The organism is Bhargavaea massiliensis (assembly GCF_050480245.1).
In the GTDB taxonomy this organism is placed as follows: domain Bacteria; phylum Bacillota; class Bacilli; order Bacillales; family Anoxybacillaceae; genus Anoxybacillus.
The window spans coordinates 1-25929 of the sequence record NZ_JBCNEQ010000025.1; the positions used below are offsets into that span (position 1 = coordinate 1).

Here is a 25929-nt window from a genome sequence, read left to right on the forward strand (position 1 = left end):
TCCTTGCGTAAGTTTCGTGACAAACGATGCGTAAAGACCAAGCGGAAAATTTGCGTGAAAAAATGGATAATATTAGTAAGCAACAAGAAGATGAGCTTCAGTTGCCACCGCGCAGCGAAGTGCATAAAAAGAAAAAAACGAAATGGAAAGTTAAACATCCACTCGTTCGCATTCTTGCGCTCTTTTTCGTTTTATTGCCGATTTCCATTTACAGCATATATCACTTAGTTGAGAAGCGTCCCGTCCAAGTCGTGACGATTGATGATGAAAGCTATGAGACTATTGATGTCGATCAACAAAAAGGGCATAAGCCACAACAAAAACCGCTTGAAAACGAAGCAAAAGAAGAGGAACAAGAATCGAATGAAACAGAATCATCTTTTATTTATCATACCGTACAAGAAAATGAAACGTTATATAGCATTGCGATGAAATATTACGGAAATGAAAAAGGAATGGACCTCATTAAAGAATGGAATCATTTAACGAGCATGAAACTACAAAAAGGACAAGTGTTAAAAATTCCAAATATGAATGGAAAATAAGGTATACCACTTTGTCGATGGACATACAATCGTAGTAAAACACGATCGGCAGGGGTGGCTATGATTTTCCCAATTGAATTAGATGAAGTGACAAAGGCGATTTTACAACGAATGATAACGCATAAAAGAGAATGGGAAGACATGAAAAAAAGAATGAAGTGGTCGTTCATTTTGTTTTTGTTTTCACTCGCTTTATTTGGATTGTATATATACCAAACGGTTGTTATTCCAAATCATTCGTCTACAGAACGAATGATTGTAGCAGCGATTGATGATGAACGCATTCTTTGGTTTACTGCATTCGTTGGATCGCTTGGTTGGTTTGTTTCATTTTGTAAAAAGAAAAGCGAAAAAGCCGAGCAAGATTTTCATGCACTTCGTTGTGAGTTCATTCAAAAAAGTAGCGAATTGCTTCAAGAAGAGGTGTGGCAAAAGCGACATCTCCTTTTTACATGGATGAAAGAAACATACGATATTCAACTATACCATGAAAACAAATGAACACTCCTCTCGCTCATTTCATATGCTAATGGCGGGAGGGAGCAACATGTGGTTTCTTTTTATTGTTGGTTTGCTATGTGGATATTTTATGATCGCTTGGACGCCAACGGTGGAGCCGTTCGTATTAGTTACATTTTTAACGGATATGATTTTTGATCCAATGAAAACATTTTTTGCGCTCGTCAGTTTTTTCATCGGTTTTATTGCCAACGCCGTGTTAATTCGTACGGCGACTTGGAATACATTACAAGCATGGCGAAAGGAAGCAACGAATCGAAAAGGGCTATTCCTTTCATACGTTGTTTTGCTAACTTTTATTATATTAGCGATGATTGATGTGAAAAAAACGGCAATTTTTTTCCTCTTTTCTTTCGTATATGGTATGATGTCCATGAGTGTGTACAAGGAGAGGAAAAGTTGAAATGGTGTATATTGTAGTAGCATTTGTAGCATTTATCGTATACATGTGGATCGAAGCGCATCGCAATCGGGTCATTTTTCAATCATTGTCATTTTCGACGTTTCCAGAAAGCTTTTCTCGCTTTCGTATTTTTTTTATTTCAGATATTCATCGTCGTCGTTTACCCGAAACGTTTATTCGTTCGTTAAAAGGGAAAGTTGATATCGTCGTAATTGGCGGCGATTTAACGGAAAAAGGGGTTCCTTTTTCACGTGTCAAACAAAATATTGAGCGGTTAAAGGAGCTTGGTCCTGTCTACTTTGTTTGGGGAAATAATGATTACGAAGTAGACTACCATGAATTAGATGCACAATTGCTTGAAAGCGGTGTGAAAATATTAGATAATACAGCGGTCATATTTGAAAGTGAACAAGGTGATCGCATCGCTTTAATTGGAGTAGATGATATGAATAAAAGGAGAGACCGGCTCGATCTTGCTTTAAGCGATGCAGAAGACGCAAGCTTTCGAATCGTTGTAAGTCATGATCCACGTATCATTCAAAAAATAGTCCCAGAACATCAAATTGCCCTTGTTTTAAGCGGGCATACGCACGGTGGACAAATTCGTTTTGGGCCGTTTGGGTTATATGAAAAAGGACGGTTACAAAACGTGAATGGAACGATGCTACTTGTTAGCAACGGGTATGGAACAACGATGCTTCCGCTTCGTTTCGGCGCGCGGGCGGAGACGCATCTCATTGAGATCAAACATGAAAAACATTAAGCAAAACTTATACAAATTTTACACACTTCCTTCATATCCGCTATAATGTGTTGATAGAATGACGCGAGATATGGAGGATTTTATATGTCAGCGCAAGAAGGAAAATATAATGTGAAGGCGGTAGCGAACATGCTAGGCGTTCAGCCTGGAACGTTACGAGCGTGGGAACGTCGCTATCAAATGATCGCTCCGCCACGCAATGAGGCTGGACATCGACTATATACGGAGGAACAAGTTCAAATATTAAAATGGCTCGTTGATAAAGTGAATCAAGGATTTACGATTAGTCAAGCCGTTTCTTTGTTAGAACAACGTCCTGCAGAAGTGCGCATGCAAGCAGAAGATCACATTACTACGCTTCGCGAACGGTTGTTGCAGGCGCTTTTATCGTTTGAAGAATGGAAAGCGCATGAATTGCTCAATGAGGCGTTTAGTTTATATACGGTTGACAAAGTCGCGCTTGACTTGTTAAGCCCGCTTCTTGTACGGATCGGAGATTTATGGGAAAACGGAAAAATTACGAGCGCTCATGAACATTTTGCTTCCGCTTTTTTACGTTCACGGCTTGGGATGGCGTTTTCCATGCTTCCGGTTCATCGCTTGCTTCCAAAAACGATTTCAGTTTGCGGGCCAAACGAATGGCATGAACTAGGGTTACTTATTTTTACGTTATATTTGCGCAGAAAAGGATACGAGACTATTTATTTAGGTGCAACCATTGACCATCATGATTTACTGATTGTCATTAATGAAGTGAAACCATGTTATATTTTTTTATCGTGCACGTTACAACAAAACGTACGGGCGACGTTGCAGCTCGTTGATCAATTGAAACAAACATACCCAGCGATTCGTATTGGAATTGGGGGACGAGCGTTTGATGAAGTCGATGAACAAATGAAAAGTAAATATGGCGATCATTTTCTCGGGCAGTCAAAAGAGCAATGGGATGAATGGTTAAAATCCAATGAAAAATACTTGTCTAAAAGGGAGAAAACGATGTAAACTCATTAGTAATATGACGAACATTTCTACATGTTCGTCATATGCTAACAGTAAAGTCTGTGTAGGTAAGGAGGGATGTTTATGCGGCTTGAACGCTTAAACTACAATAAAATTAAAATATTCCTCACATTTGACGATTTAGTCGAGCGCGGTTTAACGAAAGAAGATTTATGGAAAGATACGTTCAAAGTGCATGAGCTATTTCGTGATATGATTGAGGAAGCAAGTGAGGAGCTCGGCTTTGAAATTGCTGGGTCGGTCGCTGTTGAAGTGTACTCTTTACCGGCACAGGGCATGGTCGTAATCGTAACGAGCGAAGGCGAGATGACAGATGAGGAAGACGAGTTTAGCGACGATTATATTGAAATGCAAGTAACGCTAGATGAAAGCGATGATATATTTTTTGAATTCCAAACATTTGAGGATGTCATTCAATTAGCGACGCGTCTTTATTCGCTCGGTTGTCGTGGCGGTTCGCTTTACAGTTATGAAGGGCGCTTTTATTTACATTTTGCTGAATCTGTCATTCCAACAGATGACTTTGTTGCTATTTTGGCTGAATACGGAAGTCCGTCCACGTTAACGATTTATCGCGTCGAAGAGTACGGCAAAAAGTTGATCGCAAATGAAGCGATTGCCCAGCTATATCAATATTTTGTAAAAAAATAACCTTCGCATACGAGCGAAGGTTATTTTTTAAAATGGATAAGGTGGGTCGCTTTCTTTTGACCATGCGCGTATAAAATATTCACGGTTTTGAAATTTATGGAATGAATCGTGGTGAACAGTTGGAAATACGCGCTCAACCGATAAATGTTGCGTGCGGTGCGCAAGTAAAGCTTGGCGCACTTTTTTTGCCTCTTCATCAGTAAACGTGAAGACGATATCAATGTTTTCAATCGGATCACCGTAGCGATCAGAACGACCAACGACAGTCACATAATACAATTGTTCCACAATATGATCCATCGCTGTCACCGCACGATATGTCGCTCGTTGAATCGCTTGATGGTCTCGGTGGCCAGAAATACCGTGCGGTGGAAATGTTACGACAACCTTCGGCTTATATTGTTCAATCATATGATGAATCGTCTCAACAAGTTGTTCTTCATATTCAGGCAGCTTTCCATCTGGATATGTATCGGTAATAACGTGATCGATACCTAAAATGGCAGCCGCCTGTTCTAATTCTTTTTTCCGTACGTGTGGCAGTTGTTCTTTTGTACAAACAGGTGGGTTGCCACATTTTCCTGCATCGCCAAGCGTTGCACTATATACGATCGTTTCTACATCCTCACGTTTCGCTAATGAAGCAAGCAATCCTCCTACAGTAAACGTCTCATCATCAGGATGTGCAAAACAAAATAAAATTCGTTTTTTCATTTTCCTCGCCCCTTTCTGTCGTACGTTCATTATATCGCTTTCGTTTTCTTATGTGAATGAACGATTTTTTTGAAAACGATTACAAAAAATCGCTAAAAACTTCTTTGCATATACGTATAGAAAGTGTATACTATGACAAGAAAGGCGGACAATATTTTACAAACGGTCATGGGAGGTTTACAAATGGTAGCCGAAAAGCATACCAATGAAGAAAAACATGATGTGCTACGAGCAACACAAATCGTCATACATAGAGCGCTTGAAAAGCTCGGATATCCTGAAGAGGTGTATGAGCTGTTAAAAGAGCCTTTGCGCATGTTAACGGTTAAAATCCCGGTGCGCATGGACGATGGCTCGTTAAAAGTGTTTACTGGCTACCGTGCACAGCATAACGATGCGGTCGGTCCAACTAAAGGGGGTATTCGCTTTCATCCGAACGTGACAGAACGGGAAGTGAAAGCACTTTCTATTTGGATGAGTTTAAAATGCGGCATTGTCGATTTACCATATGGTGGTGGAAAAGGTGGAATTGTGTGCGATCCACGCACGATGTCATTCCGCGAATTAGAACGACTTAGCCGCGGTTACGTTCGCGCCATTAGCCAAATTGTCGGCCCAACAAAAGATATTCCTGCGCCTGATGTGTTTACAAACTCACAAATTATGGCGTGGATGATGGATGAATATAGCCGAATTGACGAATTTAACTCACCTGGATTCATTACAGGAAAACCGCTTGTGTTAGGTGGCTCTCACGGTCGTGAAACAGCAACGGCAAAAGGGGTTACAATTTGCATTCGTGAAGCCGCGAAAAAGCGAGGGATTGACTTAAAAGGTGCACGCGTTGTTGTGCAAGGATTCGGAAATGCTGGAAGCTACTTAGCAAAGTTTATGCACGATGCAGGAGCGAAAGTGATCGGCATTTCTGATGCATACGGTGGTTTATATGATCCAAACGGTCTTGATATTGACTATTTATTAGATCGTCGCGACAGCTTTGGTACGGTGACGAAACTATTTAAAAATACAATTACAAACAAAGAACTACTTGAATTAGACTGTGATATTTTAGTTCCAGCTGCCATTGAAAACCAAATTACAGAAGAAAACGCGCATAACATTAAAGCGAAAATTGTCGTTGAAGCGGCAAACGGTCCAACGACATTAGAAGCGACTGAAATTTTAACAGAGCGCGGCATTTTAATCGTTCCTGACGTGTTAGCAAGCGCTGGAGGAGTAACGGTTTCTTACTTTGAATGGGTGCAAAATAACCAAGGATATTACTGGACGGAAGAAGAAGTAGAAGAAAAGCTTGAAAAAGTGATGATTAAAGCGTTCAATAACGTATATGAGACAGCGCAAGCGCGTCGCGTCGATATGCGCTTAGCCGCGTATATGGTCGGCGTACGTAAAATGGCGGAAGCGTGCCGTTTCCGTGGCTGGATTTAATGTTTGCATGAATGAGGAAAATCTCCTATCATTGTATGATAGGAGATTTTTTATTGAGGTGAGCGTCAAGTGAAAAAGGAACAAATCATTATTGTCGGTGGAGGACCGTGTGGATTAGCTGCTGCGATTGCATTGCAACACGCCAACTTTTCACCACTTGTCATTGAAAAAGGAAATATCGTGAATTCACTATATCATTATCCGACACATCAAACATTTTTTAGTTCGAGCGACCGCTTGGAAATTGGCGGTGTGCCGTTTATTACAGAAAACCGAAAGCCGAAGCGCAATCAAGCTCTTGCTTATTACCGTGAAGTTGTGACGCGGAAAAATATTCGCGTTTATGCGTTTGAAAAAGTAGAGCGTGTGACGAAACAAGCGGACGGAACGTTCATTGTTGAGACAAGTAAAGATACGTACGAAGCGACGTACGTCATTATTGCAACAGGGTATTATGACAATCCAAATTATATGAATGTACCTGGAGAGCATTTGCCAAAAGTGACGCATTATTTTAAAGAAGCACATCCGTACTACAATACAGACTGTGTCGTCATTGGCGGGAAAAATTCAAGCGTTGATGCAGCGTTAGAACTTGTAAAAGCGGGGGCGCGCGTCACCGTTTTATATCGCGGCTCACAATATTCTTCCAGCATTAAACCTTGGATTTTACCTGAGTTTGACTCGCTTGTGCGTCAAGGTGTCATTACGATGGAATTCAATGCTCATGTGAAAGAAATTACCGAAGATGCGGTCATTTATACGGTAAATGGTGAAGAGAAGAAAATAAAAAACGATTTCGTTTTTGCCATGACGGGGTACCATCCCGATCATGATTTTTTAAAGAAAATGGGCGTTCATATCGATGCTGAAACAGGGAGACCGATGTATAACCCAGAAACGATGGAAACAAACGTGGAAGGCATTTTTATTGCGGGTGTCATTGCGGCCGGAAATAACGCCAATGAAATTTTTATTGAAAACGGTCGTTTTCACGGTGACCTCATTGCCGCATGCATCGCCGAAAGAGAGAAAAAAGTGTCCGAGTAAACGTTCGGACGCTTTTATTAGCACGAAAAAAAAGGGGGGGATGTTTAGCCCCCCCTATATTTCACCATAAATCGGTTCAGGGTTTTGAAGTTTTTCTACTTTTTCTTCGATTCCATTTTGTGCATTAATGAAAATGCGATATGTGTCGTCTCCGAGCGTTCCTAAAAATTCGTAGCAAAGCACTTCTTCATTCATGTTGTTCATGATAATCGCCTTTCTTTCTTCCATAATGGTAACATTCGGATTCATTTTTTTGCGCGCTTGCTCAATTGAAATTGCTGGTTTTGGAATCGTTCGTTCACGTTTTGACGATAAGTAATCGCGAGCGGAAAAGCCGATAATGTTTCCGTCATCTAACGCGATTTTCATTTTAATCGACTCGGGGTAAATACGAACTCCATTTTGCGACGTAACGAATGTGAGTACAGCAACATGATCATATTGAGTGCTTTCGTACAATTCAAAGTTGTTAAATTTATGTTGCTTTAAAAACTGAAGCCCGCGCATCGTCGCTTCGTTTAAACTGATGTTTTGTTTATTAACAGGACGATTTTCAATGACCCAAATCGGATATCCTCCTTTTTCGGTAATATCCATATACGTTTCACTCTTCGTTTTCGGATTTTTAATCGTCACACTATAAAATGCATCACTTGCACCTTCTCCGCTATGAACGACTTCGATTTTTTCATTCCCTTTTAAACCGAGAAACGTTTTTGCAATTTGTTTCGCTTCTTCTTTTGTAATCTTTTTCCCAGAAATATGTTCAAATCCTTTTTCTCTTTTTTCGACGCTTGTAAATGAAGGACCGAAATCAGTTTCATTATAAGATTGTACGTTTTTCTCAACCGTCTTAAATCCATTTATAATGGTGTTGTCGTTTGGATGATTGTTTGTCGCAAGTGCTAACTCGACATCCATCCAGCGTAAGTTGTTTTCTAATACAAGATGTTGTACGTTTCGTAACTCTTGTTGAATATCAGCAGATTTTTTGTATAGTTGTTGCAATGTTTTATATTCCTCTGCATTTAACGGCTGTTTATCTAAATCGCGAATGGCTACACGATAGCTGAAAGAACCAATATTCGATAAAAATTCTTCTGTTTTGTTGAACGGTAAAAGAGAAAGTGGTAATTGTCCGACTGTTGCATGCGCTTCAGCGGCGAGACGCCATACTTCTGCAAGTGCTGGCGATAGCGATTGCCGAGAATTCATCGCCAGCGTCGTTCCAATTTGATCGTGAAGCAAATCAATTTGATAAGTTAAATCGTGAAATGCGCGTTGGTAATTGTTTTCCGCATGAATCAAAATCGCATTTTTTTGCTGGTGTTCCTGATATCCCCAATAGGCTGTTCCAGCAACGCCAATCGATAGTGCTGCAATGAGTAAAATTCGTAGCAAAAAACTCCCCTCCTATTTACAGAAAATGTGTTTTCCAATTCGTTTAATTTGCGGACGGCTCCAAATCCAAGCGCTTGTCGCTGTATCTGGATTAAAATAATATAGTGCGCCACCTGATGGATCCCATCCGTTTAGCGCATCAAGCACAGCTCTGCGAGCTGTTTCGTTCGGAGTAAGCCAAATTTGTCCGTCTGATACAGCTGTAAACGCTCCGGGTTCAAAAATGACGCCAGCTACTGTTTTTGGAAACGAAGGGCTATTGATACGATTTAAAATAACAGCCGCAACAGCCACTTGCCCAATATACGGTTCGCCGCGCGCTTCTCCGTATACAGCGTTTGTCATCAGTTGTATATCATTTTGGGAAAAGCCGTTTGGAACGTTCGCAGCAGCTGCTCTCATACGTTTGACGGCATTTCGTTTTGAATTAGCGCGTCTTGTAGCTGTCGCTTGATTTCTCGTTTTTGTTTGACGTGCTTTCACTCGTTTGCTTAACTGACGTGCTTTCACTTGTTTGCTTAACGGAACGCCACCGTAATGAGTAAAGGCGTTTCCTTTTCGCAAATTGTTATGAACAAACGATTTGTAATATTTTGAAGCACGTACAAGTTTTCGTTTTGTTTTTTCTCCTGCCAAACCATCGACAGGCAATTTAAATTTGGATTGAAAGTTTCGTAACGCCCAATACGTTCGCCAACTGAACACTCCATCAATTTTTCCTCTGTAAAAACCGAGATATTGCAACCTTGCTTGCAATTCAATAACATCATCACCTACAGCTCCGCGTTGAATGACTTGGTTTGAAAACGCGTAAGCCTCCGATGTATAGCTGAACGAAAAGATCAAAAATAAACAAATGAACCATTTGCGCATTGTGACTCCTCCCTTGGTGTGTAAACAATACCTTTTGACGCTATTTTTTGTCACAATGACGTTTTTATACATAAAAAAACCAAGCGTTACGCTTGGCTTGATGATTGAGTCATATCGATTGTCATTCCTCTCGCAAGCTTTACTTTGCGTAGAGCGAGCCACCATAAAAAAATCATAAACGGAAGCATGTAATATATCCAACGTTGTTGAGTTAATAAAATATAATCATATATGCCGTGAAATACAAACGGAAGAAGAAACGACAGCCATATATAGTTTTTTTCTTTTTCAGGTAAACCGAATTTCGCTTTCCCTAAATAAAAGCCCATGATGACCCCAAACAACGCATGGCTTGATACGGGTAAAAGCGCACGCGTAACCGCAAATTCTACTCCGTTTGCAAACAAATATAAAATGTTTTCGAGCGTCGCAAATCCGAGTGATACACTTACGCCGTAAACGATGCCATCATACGGTTCGTTAAATTCCCGATGATCATAAATCGCATAGTAAAACACAAACCATTTAAAAAACTCTTCAAGCAAGCTTGTTGATAAAAACGCTTCAACAAAAGCATTTGGCAACATATGCTCAACTTTTAATACATGTTGGATAAACATAAGCGGAAATACTAAAAACATACCGTATAAAAACATGCGCAAAACAAGTGACAACGGCTCTGTTTCGTATTCATCTTTTAAATAAAAATAGCTGAGCAACGCTAATCCGGGGGCGATCCCCGCAGAAATAATAGCCCACATAATTTCTTCCTCGTTCCCAATTCTTTTCTTTTCATTTTGATGGTATCATGTTATTGTCAAATTGAAAATGCTGTGAGGTGTATTTTTCACAGAACAAAAATAAAGAAGGAAATGTTGTTAGCGAGGGGGGATTTATACATTGATTAAAATTGGGGTGCCTTTAACGCTTGAGCCGAAATATAGTGAGCAAATGGAAAAGTACAAATGTAAAGTTGCAGAGATAGAAAATGGAAAAATTTATATTGATTATCCGATTGATATGAGCACGAATCGCACCGCTTTTTTATTAGACGGAACGCAATTAAAAGCAAGTTTTGTCGGCGAAGATGAAGCGGTTTATGCGTTTGAATCGGAAGTGTTAGGAAGAACAAAGCGGAATATCCCACTTCTCATTTTATCATACCCTGGGGACAATCAACTCCTTCGCATTCAACGTCGCCAATTTGTGCGTGTTGAGGCGATTGTAGATGTTGCCATTCATCCACTAAATGATGAGTTTGCACCATTTACGACCGTTACAAGCGACATGAGTGCTGGCGGTGCAGCGATTGTATTGCCGCATCATGAAACAGGATTAAAACATGGAATGACGATCGAAATTTGGCTTGTGCTCCATATGCGTTCAGGAGATTATCATTATTTGCGTTTTCCTGCGCGTGTTGTTCGTATATTTGAAGAAAACGTTCCAAAGGCGTCTTTGGAATTTTTAGAAGTTAGCGATGTTGACCGTCTCACTTTAATTCGCTACAGTTTTGAAAAACAGCTTGAACTGAGAAAAAAGGAACAATTTGACGCATAAAGAAGGTCGATGTCTCCCATAATAAAAATAAAATAACAGAAAGGGAGAGACGAATGAAGACGGTTGAACGAATGTTATGGAAGTTGGCTATTATTCAATTTATTTTTTTATGTATCGCTCAATTGATCGTTTCTCATTCGTCATTTGCACCTTATATCGTGAAAGTCATTCATTACGAAGGTGTCATAAAAAATTCCGCAACAAAAACGATTGAAACGTTCGACCAACGATAAACGGTATGATACAATATAAGCAGCAGGAGCGTTCCTGCTTTTTTGTTGAAAACAAAACGATGTACGGGGGGCATTATGGAGAAGAAAATTTCGATCGCGATTGACGGACCGGCAGCTTCTGGAAAAAGCACGGTCGCGAAACGATTAGCTGAAGCATTATCTTACGTTTATATTGATACGGGAGCGATGTATCGCGCCTTAACATATTGCGCTCTTCAGCGTGGAGTGGATGTTCATGATGAAAAACAATTAATGAATGTGCTTCATGATACATATATTGAATTAAAGCCATCGCCAGCTGGACAGCTTGTGTTGGTAAACGGTGAAAATGTTACAGAAGAAATTCGAAAAAACGATGTAACCAATAACGTATCGTATGTTGCGAAACATCCAGCCGTTCGCGAAGAAATGGTCAAACGTCAGCGCGAATTAGGTCAACATGGCGGTGTGGTCATGGATGGTCGCGATATTGGCACACATGTGCTGCCACATGCGGAAGTAAAAATCTTTTTGCATGCCTCTGTGGAAGAGCGGGCAAAACGGCGCCATGAAGAAAATATGGCACGCGGCATTCCGTCTAACCTTGAGCAACTAAAAGAAGAGATTGCTCGGCGTGATCAAATTGACTCAGAGCGTGCGGTTGCTCCGTTAAAAAGAGCGGAAGATGCCATTGAAATCGACACGACATCGTTATCCATTGATGAAGTCGTTGAGCGAATTATGCGTATCGTTCAAGAAAGGGTGGAGGGGTCGTGAGTTTTTACACGTTTGCTCGCGTGGTTGTGAAACATGTGCTTACTCCGCTTTACCGCATCGAAGTAAGTGGGATAGAGCATATCCCAAAAGAAAGTGCTGTTATTATTTGCGCGAACCATATTAGCAATTTAGATCCGCCGGTAGTTGGTATTACATGCCCGCGACCTGTTCATTTTATGGCAAAAGAAGAACTATTTCGCACACCTGTCGTTAAGCAGCTCGTTTCTCATTTACATGCGTTTCCTGTTCGGCGCGGAATGGGTGATCGTGAAGCGTTACGAACCGCATTAGCTTTATTAAAGGAAAAAAAAGTGCTTGGACTATTTCCGGAAGGAACGCGAAGCAAAGATGGGAAATTGAAAAAAGGGCTAGCAGGTGCAGGTTTTCTTGCGTTGCGCAGCGATGCGGTTGTTGTGCCTTGTGCCATTGTTGGGCCTTATCGGATCGGAAAGCGATTAAAAGTTGTATATGGTGCTCCGATTGATTTTACGCCATGGCGGGAAAGAAAAGCGAGTGCCGATGAAGTGACAGCCGTCATTATGGAACATATTCAACAACTTTTACATGAACATCAATAGTTGTGACTTGACAAAATGCATATTTTAATACAGATTAGTAAAAAAGGAAGTTTTTTCTTTGTGTCAAATGGACGAGCACATTGGTGTTCGCCCATTGAACATATATTTCTGTCGTCGAGCAGGTGTGGAGTGTAAGGAGGTATTCACTATGGAAGAGATGAATCAAGTCGATGTGCGCGTCTATGAAGTAGGCGACACAGTGAAAGGACACGTAACAAAAGTAGAAGACAAACAAGTGCTTGTTGATGTCGAAGGAAGCGAGCTTATCGGCATTATTCCGATTAGCGAGCTATCGAGCCTTCATATCGAAAAAGCAAGCGATGTGCTGTCCACCGGAGATGCGGTTATCGCGAAAGTGAAAAAAGTAGAAGACGAAGCGCTTATTTTATCGAAAAAAGCAGCAGATGCGGAACAAGCTTGGGAAGATCTTGAGCGCAAACTTGCAAACGGTGAAACGTTTGACGTAGTCGTGAAAGATATTGTAAAAGGTGGACTCGTTGCGGATGTTGGTGTCCGTGCATTTATTCCAGCTTCGCTTGTTGAAAAAGATTTTGTTGAAGACTTCACAGACTACAAAGGACGTACATTGGCTGTAAAAGTCATTGAGCTTGATCGTGAAAAAAATCGCGTCGTTTTATCACATCGAGCTGTTATTGAAGAAGAAGAGTCATCGAAAAAGAAAGCCGCATTACAGTCGCTTCAAGTTGGTCAAGTGCTTGAAGGAACGGTTGCGCGTATCACAAACTTTGGCGTATTCGTCAATATCGGTGATGTCGATGGTCTTGTACATATTTCTCAGCTTGCTCATGCACGTGTAGATCATCCGTCAGATGTCGTAAAAGAAGGCGATGTCGTGAAAGTCAAAGTGCTTGCCATTGATGAGGAGAGCGGTCGCGTTTCTTTATCGATGAAAGCGGCATTGCCAGCTCCGTGGGATGGCATTGAACAAAAAATAAAAGAAGGCGACGTGTTAGAAGGCACTGTGAAACGTTTGGCGCCATTTGGAGCATTTGTCGAAGTATTGCCAGGCGTAGAAGGGCTTGTTCATATTTCGCAAATTTCAACGAAACATATCGGAACGCCGCACGAAGTGTTAAAAGAAGGCGATGTCGTAAAAGTTAAAGTGCTTGCCGTAAACGAACAAGAAAAACGATTATCGTTAAGCATTCGTGAGTTGCTTGAAGATGACGTGCAAGAAGATTATCGTGAATATACAACATCAACAGAGACGACGACAGGATTTCAAATTGGTGAGGTCATTGGAGAGCAGTTAAAAAAATTAAAATAAATGGTGATTGCAGTGGAACGTGCAAAACGAAAACGACAACATATTGAATATGCGCTTGCAACAGGACAACGTCGTTTGCACGGATTGGAAGATGTGACGTTTGTTCATAATAGCTTGCCGAATATTTCCACTGCTCATATCGATTTACGAACAAACATCGGCGAACTTTCTTTACGTTCGCCGATGTTTATTAATGCAATGACAGGCGGCGGAGGCGACGAAACGACGAAAATTAACGAGCATCTCGCCTATGTCGCTAAACAATGTGGCATTGCTATGGCCGTCGGCTCACAAATGGCCGCTTTAAAAGACGAACGAGAGCGGAAGACGTTCACAATTATTCGCAAGGTCAATGAGCATGGCATTGTATTTGCCAACTTAGGTAGTGAAGCAACAGTTGAACAGGCTAAACGTGCGATTGATATGATTGAAGCAAATGCCATCCAAATTCATTTAAATGTCGTTCAAGAGTTAGTGATGCCTGAAGGGGATCGTAATTTTTGCGGAGCGCTTTCACGCATTGAACAAATTGTTTCCGCTGTGGACGTGCCTGTCATCGTAAAAGAAGTCGGTTTTGGTATGAGCAAAGAAACAGCACGAAAGTTAGAAGATATTGGTGTGTGTGCCGTTGATGTCGGTGGATTTGGGGGGACAAATTTTGCGCAAATTGAAAATAAGCGGCGTGAACAACAGCTCACTTATTTTAACGAGTGGGGAATAACAACAACGGCATCGATTGCGGAAGTGGCATCGGAAGTTCAGCGCATGTCTATTATCGGAAGCGGTGGCGTACAACACGCCCTTGATGTCGCAAAATGTATTGCGCTCGGCGCCTCGGCGGTAGGAATGGCTGGTTATATGTTGCGCCTGCTTATTGAACAAGGCGTGGAAGCATTAATTGCAGAGGTGGATCAATTGCACGATGATTTAACGCTCATTATGACTGCACTTGGCACTCCTACAATTGCTCATTTGCAAAAAGCTCCCCTCGTCATTACCGGAAAAACGCATCATTGGTTGCGCGAGCGAGGTATTGAAACAACGCGTTATAGCCAACGATAACGAAAAAGGTGTCCCAAAAAATGGGGCACCTTTTTGATGTTTGTAGAAGCTTATTTTTCCGTTTTTGTGCTTCCTTTAAAATTTTTCGCAGGATCGCGATCGGACTCCACGCGTCGCGATTGCTTTAACTTTCTCTCTTGGCGATCTTTCCCCATCTTTATCCCTCCTTAGTTTTTATTTTGCCCATTCTCTTTTTTCACATGTGAAGATTAAATTTTTTAAAAAAAAGACATACTGGAAAGTGGAGGTGTTACGGTGGAAGGAGGTTATTTTTATTGGTTTTCTTGGTGTTTATGGATGATTTACACTTTTTTCGCTCCGAAAAATCGTGTGCGCCTGCTTATTTGCCTATATATTTTATTATTAATTACGTTGTCTGCGCATGATGTAACTATTTATTCGTTCCACATGTCACTTGCATACATCTTGATGTTGATGGTTAGCTACTCTTTTGTAATGGAAAAAACAGGAATATCATTCATTTATTTTGCGTTTGCAAGTGCTAGTATGACGATGTTGTATGCAGCTTTTCATTTTTTATTATTGTTCGATCCGGTTTGGGTGTTTGCTGAAGCGACATGGTTGCTTGCGCTCGTCCTTTTGTTTACATCGTTTGTACTATATCGCTCATTTTACGATCGGTTCCTTGTTTTGACGGTCAGTTGTTGTCAAGGTGACTTTTTATATGCGTTTGTGTTAAAACAATTTTCTTTTCCTCACCCGATTGGTTCACTTCTTTTTTTAGATGGTTGGGCGTTAGCCACAGCCTGTTTATTTATATGGGAATGGCTTGAACAGCTGCCGATGTACATCGATACACGATTTCAAAAGAGGGCAAAGGAGGCTAAGACGTGAACGAATATACGTATCCGATTTTATTTGGAGTCACAGTCGGGATATTAACGAGACTATATTTATTAAAAACAGATTATCGTCAATATCCAACATATTTGCATGGGAAAATTATTCATATAGCGCTCGGCTTTATTGCTGCAGGGCTTGGGACGATTGCGGTGCCAGCCATTATGGAAAAAGAATTTGCTGCGATTACATTTTTAGCTTTAGCCGCTTCTCAATTTCGAGATGTGCGCAATATGGAGCGCAATACGTTAAATGAACTTGACCGATATGAACTTGTGCCGCGTGGCAAGACGTATATCGAAGGGATTGCCATCGTTTTTGAAGGAAGAAACTATTTAGTTATTTTTGCATCATTTGTAAGTACGCTTGCTTACTTAGTTTGGAACATATGGTTTGGGATTGTTGCGGCTGCGATTTCGTTTATTGTGGCCCGCAAATTCATGTCAGGTAGCCGACTTGGTGAGATTGTCGACGTAGAATACGTGAAACCGCATTTTAAAGGAGCAGGATTATATGTTGACAATATTTATATCATGAATATCGGTTTAGAAGCGCGACGCGAAGAAATTTTACGGTATGGGATGGGATTTATTTTAAAGCCGAAAAATTTTAATGCTCGCTCAACGATTGCCAATCTTGGACAACGGCAAGCGATTTTACATGATGTTTCGACTGCGCTAGGGGTGTATCGTGACTCAGGCACGCCAGCGCTCGTGCCGCTCGCTAAGCGCGATTTAGATGATGGACGAGTCGGTATTTTTATTTTGCCTCAAGAAAAAGATATCGAAAAAGCAAAAGCAATTATTTGTAACGTACCGGCGTTAGAAAATGCGATTCGTATGCCGACGAAATCTGAAACAAATCAAGTAGGGAAGGTGTTAAAATGACCGTAGAGAAAGTGATTTTAGCGGTGATTACGACGTCACCGCATAAAGTAGCTGGCGGAGTTACGTTTATTTGTGAAAACGAGGAAGAAATGCAACGAATCGCAGCGAATTTAGAAGCGATTTTAGATGGTATTGCTCATGCGCTAAGCGATGATTTGCTCATTATTGTGAAACATTGATTTTTTTGATAAAATGGGAAAGCTAGACCCTTCAACCGAAGGGCTTCTTTTTTGTTCGGGTTTCGAAATTTAGTGAAGGAGTGTGAGAATATGACGAAACCAGTTGTAGCGATCGTTGGTCGCCCGAATGTCGGAAAGTCCACGATTTTTAACCGTATTGTCGGTGAACGTATTTCGATTGTCGAAGATGTACCGGGAGTGACACGCGACCGAATTTATAGCAGTGCAGAATGGTTAAATACAAAGTTTAACATCATTGATACAGGAGGAATTGATATTGGCGATGAGCCATTATTGACGCAAATTCGCCAACAAGCCGAGATTGCCATTGATGAAGCGGACGTCATTATTTTTATGACGAATGGTCGTGATGGTGTCACAGCAGCCGATGAGGAAGTAGCGAAAATTTTATATCGCTCAAATAAACCTGTTGTTTTGGCTGTGAACAAAATTGATAATCCAGACATGCGTGAAAACATTTACGATTTTTATACGCTCGGATTCGGAGAGCCGATTCCGATTTCTGGTACGCACGGATTAGGGATCGGGGATTTGTTAGATGCAGTTGTTGCACATTTTCCGAAACGAGAAACGAAAGAGTACGATGCGGACGTCATTAAATTTTGTTTAATCGGTCGTCCAAATGTCGGCAAATCTTCGCTAGTCAATGCGATTTTAGGTGAAGAGCGGGTCATTGTGAGCGATATAGCAGGAACAACGCGTGATGCGATCGATACGACGTTTAAGCGCGATGGACAAGAATATGTCATTATTGATACAGCTGGGATGCGCAAAAGAGGAAAAGTATATGAGAGCACCGAAAAATATAGTGTGTTGCGTGCATTAAAAGCGATTGAGCGTTCGGATGTCGTACTTGTCGTCATTAACGCAGAAGAAGGTATTATTGAACAAGATAAAAAAATTGCGGGGTATGCACATGAAGCTGGTCGAGGTGTCGTCATCGTTGTAAACAAATGGGATGCAATTGAAAAAGATGAAAAGACGATGAACGAGTTTGAGAAAAAAATTCGCGATCACTTTCAATTTCTCGACTATGCACCGATCGTATTCGTATCCGCAAAAACGAAACAACGGCTGCATAAGTTGTTGCCGATCATTCAAATGGTGAGCGAAAATCACGCGATGCGCGTCCAAACGAACGTATTGAACGAAGTGTTAATGGACGCCATTGCAATGAATCCGACACCGACACATAACGGCCAACGATTAAAAATTTATTACATGACACAAGTAGCAGTGAAACCACCGACGTTTGTTGTATTTGTGAACGATCCGGAATTAATGCATTTTTCGTACGAGCGCTTTTTGGAAAATCGGATTCGCGATACGTTCGGATTTGAGGGAACGCCGATTAAAATCATTGCACGTCCGCGAAATTAAAGGGGTGATCAGATGGTTGCAGTATTAGGTGCAGGTAGTTGGGGTACAGCTTTGGCGATCGTTCTTGCCGATAATGGACACCATGTTCGGCTATGGGGACAGCGTCAAGAACAAATCGATGAAATTAATGAAAAACATACGAATGAAAAATATTTGCCGAATATTCATCTTCCTGAAGCGATTGTTGGCTACGTAGATCTTTCCAAAGCGCTTGAAGGGGTTGAAACGGTCGTATTAGCCGTTCCAACGAAAGCGATTCGCGATGTATTACAGCGCGTTCGCACATGCGTGAAACAGCCGATTACGATCGTTTCGGTTAGCAAAGGAATCGAACCGGATACACATAAACGTATTTCAGAAATTATTGAAGAAGAAATGCCAGCCCATTTGTTACAAGACGTCGTCGTTTTATCAGGACCGAGCCATGCGGAAGAAGTGAGCTTACGCCATCCGACAACGGTGACAGTATCATCGAAAAATATGGAAGCAGCCGAGCGCATTCAAGATTTATTTATGAATCATCAATATTTTCGCGTATATACAAACCCAGATTTAATCGGAGTAGAGATTGGCGGGGCGTTAAAAAACATTATTGCGTTAGCAGCAGGAATTATCGACGGACTTGGTTACGGGGATAATGCGAAAGCAGCGCTTATGACGCGCGGGCTTGCAGAAATGGCTCGTCTCGGTAGCCGCCTCGGCGCCAATCCGCTTACATTTGCAGGTTTGACAGGAATTGGTGATTTAATTGTAACATGCACAAGCGTCCATTCGCGCAACTGGCGTGCTGGCAATTTGCTCGGTAAAGGATATGCGCTTGATGATGTGCTAGCGAATATGGGAATGGTTGTTGAAGGAGTGCGAACGACAAAAGCGGCCTATCAATTAGCGAAAAAAATGAATGTCGATATGCCGATTACAAACGCTCTTTACGATGTATTATTTAACGGAAAAGATGTGAAAAGCGCAGTAGACTTGCTTATGGCGCGTGGAAAAACGTCAGAACTTGAAGATTTAGCAAACATTTCGTTATAATTTTCTTGGAAATAGGCATGTGAAGAGAGCTTTGTTATTTATATTGCATACGATGTTATGAAAACATTCTCAGACTTGAATGGATGGTGCATGTTTAGTCATCGTCTGAAGTAAAGAAGCCCCGCTTTACTTCAGCTTTTTTATGTAGCAATTTAGAGAAAGCGAGGGAAAGCGATGTCGCCGGGTCTTTTAAAAATGTGGATTTCGTTAACAGGAATCGGTTTAATGTTCATCGCTGTATTTTCGATTTATTTCAGTCGATATCAAGTGAAAAATAAGATTATAAAAATGATTTTAGCAACGATTGCATACATAAGTATGATCATCGCTGGTCTCATTATTGTGTTTGTCGTATTTAGCGGACCAGTGCAAGAATAAAAGGATGGATGAATGATGAAAAAGTGGCTACTTCCTGCAATGGTTGTTGTCATAGCGATCGTATTATCAGGTTGCTTATATCCGCAAGAGCGGTTAGCTCAAAATCAAATCCCGTACAAAGAACAAGTCGAGCGTGTACAACAAGCGGTAAACGAATATCGTCAAGCGACAGGTGGATTGTTACCGATCAAAACGCGCGATATGGCAACGCCGATTTATCAAAAATATCCGATTGATTTCAACTTGCTCGTTCCGCGATATATGGCTGAACCGCCAGGCAATGCATTTGAAAGCGGCGGCGTATATCAATACGTTCTCGTCGATGTCGAAACAAATCCGACGGTAAAACTGCTAGATTTGCGCGCTGCGGAAGCGATTCGCGATTTGAAGTTGCGCATTCGCATGTATCAAGATGCTCATGGTTATCCACCGTTTAAGGATATGCTTGCGAAAGGGATATTTACACTCGATTATAAAAAACTTCGTTTACACGCACCTCCTCACATCGTCAGCCCGTATTCTGGAAAAAATCTTCCACTTATTATTGACGGCAAGGGAGAAATTTATATTGACTACCGTATCGATTTGTATGAAAAACTGAAAACCGAGGCGCACAACTATCGTTATGGTGACGATATTCGCGATTTGCTTGTGAAACATTCGCTTTTTGTACCTGCTTATTCCCTTCCATACACCGTTGATGAAAAGAAAAAAGAGCCAATTTTTCTTGTGAAATAAGTCATGATCCCTTCTCTAACCAAATACATTTTAGAGAAGGGATTTTTTAGTCATAAACAAATAGGACAACAACATATGCATATAGTGTCCTCATATGTTTTAAATATAAGGGAGGGAAGGCAGTTGGAAAAGGTCGATCTTTTTAAAGATATTGCGGAACGAACAGGCGGGGATATTTATTTAGGAGTTGTCGGCGCCGTTCGAACAGGCAAATCAACATTTATTAAAAAGTTTATGGAACTTGTTGTCATTCCGAATATTCAAAACGAAGCAGATAAAGCGCGGGCACAAGATGAACTGCCACAAAGTGCGGCAGGAAAAACGATTATGACGACAGAGCCAAAGTTTGTTCCGAACCAAGCGGTGAAAGTGAAAGTAGATGATGGAATTGAAGTGAACATCCGCCTCGTTGATTGTGTTGGCTACACGGTACAAGGGGCGAAAGGATTTGAAGATGAAAACGGCCCGCGCATGATTCACACACCGTGGTATGAAGAGCCGATTCCGTTTCAAGAAGCAGCCGAGATTGGCACGAGAAAAGTTATTCAAGAACATTCGACAATCGGCGTTGTCGTTACAACCGATGGCTCGATTGGAGAAATTCCGCGCGAAAATTATATTGAAGCGGAAGAACGTGTCGTCAACGAATTAAAAGAAGTTGGCAAGCCATTTATTATGATTATTAATACAGTACGTCCACAACATCCAGAAACAGAAACGTTGAAGCAACAATTAAGCGAAAAATACGACATCCCGGTGCTAGCCTTGAGCGTGGAAGGAATGCGGGAAGCCGATGTGTATCAAGTGCTTCGTGAAGCATTATATGAATTTCCTGTATTAGAGGTGAACGTCAATTTACCGAACTGGGTCATGGTATTGCGCGAAAACCATTGGTTGCGCGAGAGCTATCAAGATGCGGTGCGTGATACTGTGAAAGATATTAAGCGATTGCGCGATGTCGACCGTGTTGTCCAACAATTTAGCGAATATGACTTTATTGATGAAGCTCGTTTAGCCGGCATTGAAATGGGGCAAGGTATTGCAGAAATTGATTTATACGCGCCAGATGAGTTGTACGATCAAATTTTAAAAGAAGTCGTAGGGGTCGAAATACGCGGAAAAGATCATTTGCTGCAATTAATGCAAGATTTCGCTTATGCGAAGGCGGAATACGACCAAATTGCTGATGCGCTTCGCATGGTGAAACAAACAGGCTATGGCATCGCAGCGCCATCGCTTTCTGATATGAGCTTAGATGAACCGGAAATTATTCGTCAAGGATCTCGCTTTGGCGTACGGTTAAAAGCGGTCGCACCTTCCATTCATATGATTAAAGTTGATGTCGAATCGGAATTTGCACCGATTATCGGAACAGAAAAACAAAGCGAAGAGCTCGTTCGTTACTTAATGCAAGATTTTGAGGACGATCCACTTTCGATTTGGAACTCTGATATTTTTGGTCGTTCGCTCAGCTCGATTGTCCGTGAAGGCATTCAAGCGAAACTAGCACTTATGCCTGAAAATGCCCGCTATAAATTAAAAGATACGTTAGAGCGCATCATTAACGAAGGCTCCGGTGGACTAATCGCGATCATTTTATAAAAAGACTCCGTTTGGGGTCTTTTTTGCTTTGAAACAAAAATTTTCTCTTGCAGTCAAAAAGCGCGATATGATAATCTTTATTCAGAAAATGTTAGGTTCGTTGGGGAATAATAGGCAAATTGCATGATTTTGCTGAAAAAATGTTGAATTATGAGCAAGGATCAGTTAATATAAGGCATGTTAATGTATAGAAACAATAGAAAGTGTAGACAACTGAAAGTGATGTATGATACATATGCTTTGGGAGGAGGTGAGTGGCATGAACAAAACGGAATTAATCAACGCGGTAGCCGAAGCAAGCGGCCTTTCTAAAAAAGATGCATCTAAAGCAGTTGATGCTGTTTTTGACGCAATTACAGAAGCGCTTAAAAACGGTGATAAAGTACAATTAATCGGTTTTGGTAACTTCGAAGTACGTGAGCGTGCGGCGCGCAAAGGACGCAACCCGCAAACAGGAGAAGAAATCGAAATTGCTGCAAGCAAGGTCCCTGCTTTCAAACCTGGGAAAGCGTTAAAAGATGCTGTGAAGTAAGAAATTACATACAGCCAAAAGAGGTAGCCGGTTGCGAGCTGCCTCTTCTTTTTTGCCTTTTTTCATCTTTATGTGCTAGAATCGGATTACGTGAAGTTGAATGGTAGGAGGATGCAACAAATGAATGTACAACAAATTGAACAAGCGGTTCGCTTAATTTTAGAAGCGATTGGCGAAGATCCAAATCGTGAAGGGTTGCTCGATACACCGAAGCGGGTAGCAAAAATGTATGTGGAAATGTTTTCTGGTTTAACCGAAGATCCGAAAGTGCACTTGCAAACGGTATTTAGTGAAGACCATGAAGAACTTGTCCTCGTCAAAGACATTCCGTTTTATTCAATGTGTGAACATCATCTCGTTCCGTTTTTTGGTGTGGCTCACGTCGCATACATTCCACGTGGTGGAAAAGTGACGGGATTGAGCAAACTAGCACGAACGGTCGAAACTGTTGCGCGACGACCGCAATTACAAGAACGAATTACAGCAACGGTAGCCGATGCCATTATGGAGACGCTCGAACCGCATGGGGTGATGGTTGTTGTGGAGGCTGAACATATGTGTATGACGATGCGTGGTGTGAAAAAGCCAGGAGCGAAAACAGTTACAACTGCGGTACGTGGAACGCTTGCAACAGATGACAAAGCTCGCGCCGAAATATTAGCGCTGATTAAATAGGAGGGATTGTATGATGCAAGGTGACTATGTGGTGATTAAAGCGTTAGAAGACGGAGTGAATGTCATCGGGTTAACGCGCGGTTCAGATACGCGCTTCCATCATTCTGAAAAGCTTGATCAAGGTGAAGTGCTTATTGCGCAATTTACAGAACATACATCAGCAATTAAAGTGCGCGGAAAAGCGCTCATTCAAACACAACACGGTGAAATCCAATCCGACGCAAAAAATCATCGTTAACATGAAGGGCGTTTATGATATAATAAAGTTTGAGTTTTTGGGAAGCAAGGGTGATGAATCATGGATATGCAACAGCAAATGGAACAAGTACGAACGCGCATTCAACGGGCAATTGCCCATCCATATGTAGATCGCTATATACAACCGCGTATCATAGACGAAGATCGCATATCGTTTGCTCTTTCTATGTTACGTTCAGCTCAAGTGGAAGCAAACATCGCGCTCGATTATGTGTTTGCCATGATGTTAATTCAACTCGCCCTTGATACCCATGATGAAGTAGATGAGCAACAAACGGTGCAACAAAAACAATTAACAGTACTTGCGGGAGATTTATATAGCGGATTGTATTACGAGTTTTTAGCGCAGCGACATGATATTTCTCTTATTCGTCGCTTTGCCGAGGCGATAAAAGAAATTAACATACAGAAAATTCGCTTGCAGCAACTGTCGCCAGATGATCCTGAGCGCTTTCATTGCATCGCTGTAATCGAATCAGCATTGCTTCGTCAGCTTGCAAAACATGTTCATGCTGATGAGTGGGGGGAGCTTGCATATTATTTGTTCTCGCTAAAACACGTTCAACGCGAGGAAGCAAAATCGAAAGCAACGGTCGATTATATCGATCATTGTAAGCGAAAATTACAAGATCTTCTCCCGTTTCATGTACACAAAGAAGTAAAAGAGCAATTCTCTCATCTCCTCGCTTGATTTCAGTTGAAAGAAGGGGATTTTTATGCAACAGTCGAAAGAAGAACGTGTTCATCGCGTATTTGAAAAAATTTCTGACCATTATGATCGCATGAACTCTGTCATTAGCTTTAAACGCCATGTCGCATGGCGAAAAGATACGATGAAACGAATGAACGTGCAAAAAGGAGCAAAAGCGCTCGATGTATGTTGCGGGACAGCCGATTGGACGATTGCATTGGCGGAAGCAGTCGGACCTGGCGGAGAAGTATACGGACTTGATTTTAGTCGCAATATGTTAAAAGTAGGAGAAGAAAAAGTAAAAGAGCGTGGTTTTCAACATGTCACACTTGTTCATGGAAACGCCATGAGTTTGCCTTTTCCTGACAATACGTTCGACTATGTGACGATCGGTTTTGGATTGCGCAACGTTCCCGACTATATGACCGTATTAAAAGAAATGTATCGCGTGGCAAAACCGGGTGGAAAAGTCGTTTGTTTAGAAACGTCACAACCAACGTTGATCGGTTTTCGCCAGTTGTACTATGCATATTTCCGTTATATCATGCCTTTTTTCGGGAAAATTTTCGCGAAAAGCTATGAAGAATACTCGTGGCTGCAAGAGTCGGCTCGTGAGTTTCCAGGAATGGACGAGCTAGCAGATATGTTTCGTCAAGCCGGTTTCGTGCGCGTACAAGTGAAACCGTATACGTTCGGAGTGGCGGCGATGCATCTCGGATATAAACCTGATGGACGTTAAGGTGAATAGTGATGAAGCTAAAGGCGATGTATTCGTTTTTAAATGGGGATTTAAACCGAATTGAACAAGAATTAAAAGAAACAGTGCAAGCCTATGATCCGCTTGTTAACGAGGCATCGTTACATTTACTTGAGGCGGGTGGAAAACGCATTCGTCCGGTGTTTGTCTTGCTTGGTGGACAATTTGGCACGTATCATTTCGAGAAGATGAAGCGAGTAGCCGTCGCTCTTGAACTCATTCATATGGCTTCTCTTGTCCATGATGATGTCATTGACGGCGCGATGTTGCGGCGCGGAAAAGAGACGATTCAAGCCAAATGGGGAAATCAGTTTGCGATGTACGTGGGCGATTATTTATTTGCGCGAGCGCTTGAACAAATGTGTGAAATTGACGATCCGGTTGCCCATCACATTTTAGCAAACACCATCGTTGAAGTATGTCGAGGAGAAATTGGGCAAATTAGTGACAAATATCGATTTGATCAAAATTTGCGTCGTTATTTGCAGCGAATCAAAAGAAAAACAGCTTTGCTCATTGCAGCAAGCTGTCAGCTCGGTGGCGTCGTTGCAGGAGCGCCTGAGGCTGTTCATAAAAAATTGTATTGGTTCGGCTATTACGTTGGAATGTCCTTTCAAATCACAGATGATATTCTCGATTTTATCGGAACGGAAAAACAGCTTGGCAAACCAGCAGGAAGCGATTTATCGCAAGGCCATGTGACGCTCCCTGTTTTGTATGCGATGAAAGAACGAACGTTAAAAGAACAAATTATGAAAGTGAATGAACATACGACAAGTCGCGAAATGGCAGATTTAATAGACGGTATTAAACGAACAAACGCCATTGAAAAATCGTATGAGCTCGGGGATCGCTATTTACAAAAAGCGCTTCGCATGTTGCAAACATTGCCACGTAATCGCGCTTGGACTGCGCTTTATAACATTGCAAAATATATTGGAAAACGAAAATATTAAAAGAAAAATTAAAACGTTTTCATGGTGAATATTGCTAACTTGCATGCAGAATGTTATAATTGCTGAGGAGTCATTTCCAATACATAACGTATCAGGGGTGGAGAATTTGTC

General features: G+C 41.5%; 33 protein-coding genes. 28 read left to right on the forward strand and 5 right to left on the reverse strand.

Annotated features, from left to right (window positions below):
* Positions 1–26 precede the first annotated feature (26 nt).
* The 6 genes from ABEV15_RS06365 (at position 27) to ABEV15_RS06390 (ending at position 3904) form a co-directional block, all read left to right on the forward strand.
* Positions 27–545 (forward strand): LysM peptidoglycan-binding domain-containing protein, encoded by a 519-nt coding sequence (locus ABEV15_RS06365; RefSeq protein ID WP_064221151.1) that lies wholly within the window; start codon positions 27–29, stop codon positions 543–545.
* A gap of 60 nt (positions 546–605) precedes the next feature.
* Positions 606–1046: a YpbF family protein gene (locus ABEV15_RS06370; protein WP_498852701.1), complete on the forward strand. Its 441-nt coding sequence runs from the start codon at positions 606–608 to the stop codon at positions 1044–1046.
* A gap of 46 nt (positions 1047–1092) precedes the next feature.
* Positions 1093–1467, forward strand: coding sequence for a hypothetical protein (locus tag ABEV15_RS06375; protein WP_498852702.1), 375 nt, complete (start codon positions 1093–1095; stop codon positions 1465–1467).
* 1 nt (position 1468) lies between these two features.
* Complete coding sequence (locus ABEV15_RS06380; RefSeq protein WP_498852703.1) at positions 1469–2230, forward strand: metallophosphoesterase; 762 nt, start codon at positions 1469–1471, stop codon at positions 2228–2230.
* An 84-nt stretch (positions 2231–2314) separates the two neighbouring features.
* The gene (locus tag ABEV15_RS06385; protein WP_498852704.1) at positions 2315–3235 is read left to right on the forward strand and encodes a MerR family transcriptional regulator; all 921 of its coding nucleotides are present in this window, start codon (positions 2315–2317) and stop codon (positions 3233–3235) included.
* Between the two features lie 81 nt (positions 3236–3316).
* The gene (locus tag ABEV15_RS06390; protein WP_498852705.1) at positions 3317–3904 is read left to right on the forward strand and encodes a genetic competence negative regulator; all 588 of its coding nucleotides are present in this window, start codon (positions 3317–3319) and stop codon (positions 3902–3904) included.
* Between the two features lie 27 nt (positions 3905–3931).
* Here ABEV15_RS06390 and ABEV15_RS06395 read toward each other — a convergent pair whose 3' ends face one another.
* Entirely contained in the window at positions 3932–4618 is a 687-nt protein-coding gene (locus tag ABEV15_RS06395) for a PIG-L deacetylase family protein (RefSeq protein WP_429630649.1), read from the reverse strand.
* Between the two features lie 183 nt (positions 4619–4801).
* On the opposite strand from ABEV15_RS06395, the gene ABEV15_RS06400 reads away from it, so the two are divergent.
* Both ABEV15_RS06400 and ABEV15_RS06405 read left to right on the forward strand, forming a co-directional pair.
* Positions 4802–6067, forward strand: a complete 1266-nt coding sequence (locus ABEV15_RS06400; RefSeq protein ID WP_498852706.1) for a Glu/Leu/Phe/Val family dehydrogenase — start codon at positions 4802–4804, stop codon at positions 6065–6067.
* Between the two features lie 69 nt (positions 6068–6136).
* Positions 6137–7117 (forward strand): YpdA family putative bacillithiol disulfide reductase, encoded by a 981-nt coding sequence (locus tag ABEV15_RS06405; protein WP_498852707.1) that lies wholly within the window; start codon positions 6137–6139, stop codon positions 7115–7117.
* Between the two features lie 54 nt (positions 7118–7171).
* Here ABEV15_RS06405 and ypeB read toward each other — a convergent pair whose 3' ends face one another.
* From ypeB to prsW, 3 genes are all read right to left on the reverse strand, one after another.
* On the reverse strand, positions 7172–8518 hold the full coding sequence (ypeB, locus tag ABEV15_RS06410) for a germination protein YpeB (RefSeq protein ID WP_429630643.1): 1347 nt from the start codon (positions 8516–8518) through the stop codon (positions 7172–7174).
* Positions 8519–8530: 12 nt separating this feature from the next.
* Positions 8531–9391: a spore cortex-lytic enzyme gene (sleB, locus tag ABEV15_RS06415; protein WP_498852708.1), complete on the reverse strand. Its 861-nt coding sequence runs from the start codon at positions 9389–9391 to the stop codon at positions 8531–8533.
* A gap of 86 nt (positions 9392–9477) precedes the next feature.
* Positions 9478–10152: a glutamic-type intramembrane protease PrsW gene (gene prsW / locus ABEV15_RS06420; RefSeq protein WP_498852709.1), complete on the reverse strand. Its 675-nt coding sequence runs from the start codon at positions 10150–10152 to the stop codon at positions 9478–9480.
* Between the two features lie 139 nt (positions 10153–10291).
* On the opposite strand from prsW, the gene ABEV15_RS06425 reads away from it, so the two are divergent.
* The 6 genes from ABEV15_RS06425 (at position 10292) to fni (ending at position 14868) form a co-directional block, all read left to right on the forward strand.
* Entirely contained in the window at positions 10292–10951 is a 660-nt protein-coding gene (locus ABEV15_RS06425; protein WP_429630637.1) for a flagellar brake protein, read from the forward strand.
* Positions 10952–11004: 53 nt separating this feature from the next.
* Positions 11005–11184, forward strand: a complete 180-nt coding sequence (locus ABEV15_RS06430; protein WP_429630635.1) for a YpfB family protein — start codon at positions 11005–11007, stop codon at positions 11182–11184.
* Positions 11185–11259: 75 nt separating this feature from the next.
* Entirely contained in the window at positions 11260–11940 is a 681-nt protein-coding gene (gene cmk, locus ABEV15_RS06435) for a (d)CMP kinase (protein ID WP_498852710.1), read from the forward strand.
* On the forward strand, positions 11937–12518 hold the full coding sequence (locus tag ABEV15_RS06440; RefSeq protein WP_498852711.1) for a lysophospholipid acyltransferase family protein: 582 nt from the start codon (positions 11937–11939) through the stop codon (positions 12516–12518). Before cmk ends, ABEV15_RS06440 begins: the two co-directional genes overlap by 4 nt.
* A gap of 148 nt (positions 12519–12666) precedes the next feature.
* Entirely contained in the window at positions 12667–13806 is a 1140-nt protein-coding gene (gene rpsA, locus ABEV15_RS06445) for a 30S ribosomal protein S1 (protein ID WP_429630629.1), read from the forward strand.
* A 12-nt stretch (positions 13807–13818) separates the two neighbouring features.
* Positions 13819–14868: a type 2 isopentenyl-diphosphate Delta-isomerase gene (gene fni, locus ABEV15_RS06450; protein ID WP_429630627.1), complete on the forward strand. Its 1050-nt coding sequence runs from the start codon at positions 13819–13821 to the stop codon at positions 14866–14868.
* Between the two features lie 50 nt (positions 14869–14918).
* Here the strand turns inward: fni and ABEV15_RS06455 are convergent, their stop codons facing one another.
* Positions 14919–15023 (reverse strand): YpzI family protein, encoded by a 105-nt coding sequence (locus ABEV15_RS06455; RefSeq protein ID WP_088223253.1) that lies wholly within the window; start codon positions 15021–15023, stop codon positions 14919–14921.
* Between the two features lie 100 nt (positions 15024–15123).
* Between ABEV15_RS06455 and ABEV15_RS06460 the strand changes: the two genes are divergently transcribed.
* The 14 genes from ABEV15_RS06460 to hepT all read left to right on the forward strand — a co-directional run bounded on the left by ABEV15_RS06460 (position 15124) and on the right by hepT (position 25818).
* Positions 15124–15723, forward strand: a complete 600-nt coding sequence (locus tag ABEV15_RS06460; RefSeq protein WP_498852712.1) for a YphA family membrane protein — start codon at positions 15124–15126, stop codon at positions 15721–15723.
* On the forward strand, positions 15720–16616 hold the full coding sequence (locus ABEV15_RS06465) for a YIEGIA family protein (RefSeq protein ID WP_429630623.1): 897 nt from the start codon (positions 15720–15722) through the stop codon (positions 16614–16616). Before ABEV15_RS06460 ends, ABEV15_RS06465 begins: the two co-directional genes overlap by 4 nt.
* Complete coding sequence (locus ABEV15_RS06470) at positions 16613–16795, forward strand: capping complex subunit for YIEGIA (RefSeq protein WP_429630621.1); 183 nt, start codon at positions 16613–16615, stop codon at positions 16793–16795. Before ABEV15_RS06465 ends, ABEV15_RS06470 begins: the two co-directional genes overlap by 4 nt.
* 90 nt (positions 16796–16885) lie before the next feature.
* A complete protein-coding gene (gene der, locus ABEV15_RS06475) occupies positions 16886–18196 on the forward strand; it encodes a ribosome biogenesis GTPase Der (RefSeq protein ID WP_429630619.1) in 1311 nt (436 codons plus the stop codon).
* Positions 18197–18208: 12 nt separating this feature from the next.
* The gene (locus ABEV15_RS06480; protein WP_429630617.1) at positions 18209–19231 is read left to right on the forward strand and encodes an NAD(P)H-dependent glycerol-3-phosphate dehydrogenase; all 1023 of its coding nucleotides are present in this window, start codon (positions 18209–18211) and stop codon (positions 19229–19231) included.
* A 174-nt stretch (positions 19232–19405) separates the two neighbouring features.
* On the forward strand, positions 19406–19609 hold the full coding sequence (locus tag ABEV15_RS06485) for a DUF2768 domain-containing protein (protein ID WP_498852713.1): 204 nt from the start codon (positions 19406–19408) through the stop codon (positions 19607–19609).
* A gap of 15 nt (positions 19610–19624) precedes the next feature.
* On the forward strand, positions 19625–20347 hold the full coding sequence (locus ABEV15_RS06490) for a YphF family lipoprotein (protein ID WP_429630612.1): 723 nt from the start codon (positions 19625–19627) through the stop codon (positions 20345–20347).
* Positions 20348–20470: 123 nt separating this feature from the next.
* On the forward strand, positions 20471–21949 hold the full coding sequence (gene spoIVA, locus ABEV15_RS06495; protein ID WP_429630610.1) for a stage IV sporulation protein A: 1479 nt from the start codon (positions 20471–20473) through the stop codon (positions 21947–21949).
* 259 nt (positions 21950–22208) lie between these two features.
* Positions 22209–22481: a non-specific DNA-binding protein Hbs gene (locus ABEV15_RS06500; RefSeq protein ID WP_003394524.1), complete on the forward strand. Its 273-nt coding sequence runs from the start codon at positions 22209–22211 to the stop codon at positions 22479–22481.
* A 111-nt stretch (positions 22482–22592) separates the two neighbouring features.
* Positions 22593–23156, forward strand: coding sequence for a GTP cyclohydrolase I FolE (gene folE / locus ABEV15_RS06505; RefSeq protein ID WP_429630608.1), 564 nt, complete (start codon positions 22593–22595; stop codon positions 23154–23156).
* A 10-nt stretch (positions 23157–23166) separates the two neighbouring features.
* Positions 23167–23394 carry a trp RNA-binding attenuation protein MtrB gene (gene mtrB / locus ABEV15_RS06510; RefSeq protein WP_004889838.1) on the forward strand — a complete coding sequence of 76 codons (228 nt, stop codon included), beginning with the start codon at positions 23167–23169 and terminating at the stop codon, positions 23392–23394.
* Positions 23395–23454: 60 nt separating this feature from the next.
* Complete coding sequence (locus tag ABEV15_RS06515) at positions 23455–24105, forward strand: heptaprenyl diphosphate synthase component 1 (protein ID WP_429630605.1); 651 nt, start codon at positions 23455–23457, stop codon at positions 24103–24105.
* A gap of 25 nt (positions 24106–24130) precedes the next feature.
* Entirely contained in the window at positions 24131–24844 is a 714-nt protein-coding gene (locus ABEV15_RS06520) for a demethylmenaquinone methyltransferase (RefSeq protein WP_429630603.1), read from the forward strand.
* A gap of 11 nt (positions 24845–24855) precedes the next feature.
* The gene (gene hepT, locus ABEV15_RS06525) at positions 24856–25818 is read left to right on the forward strand and encodes a heptaprenyl diphosphate synthase component II (protein WP_498852714.1); all 963 of its coding nucleotides are present in this window, start codon (positions 24856–24858) and stop codon (positions 25816–25818) included.
* Positions 25819–25929 lie beyond the last annotated feature (111 nt).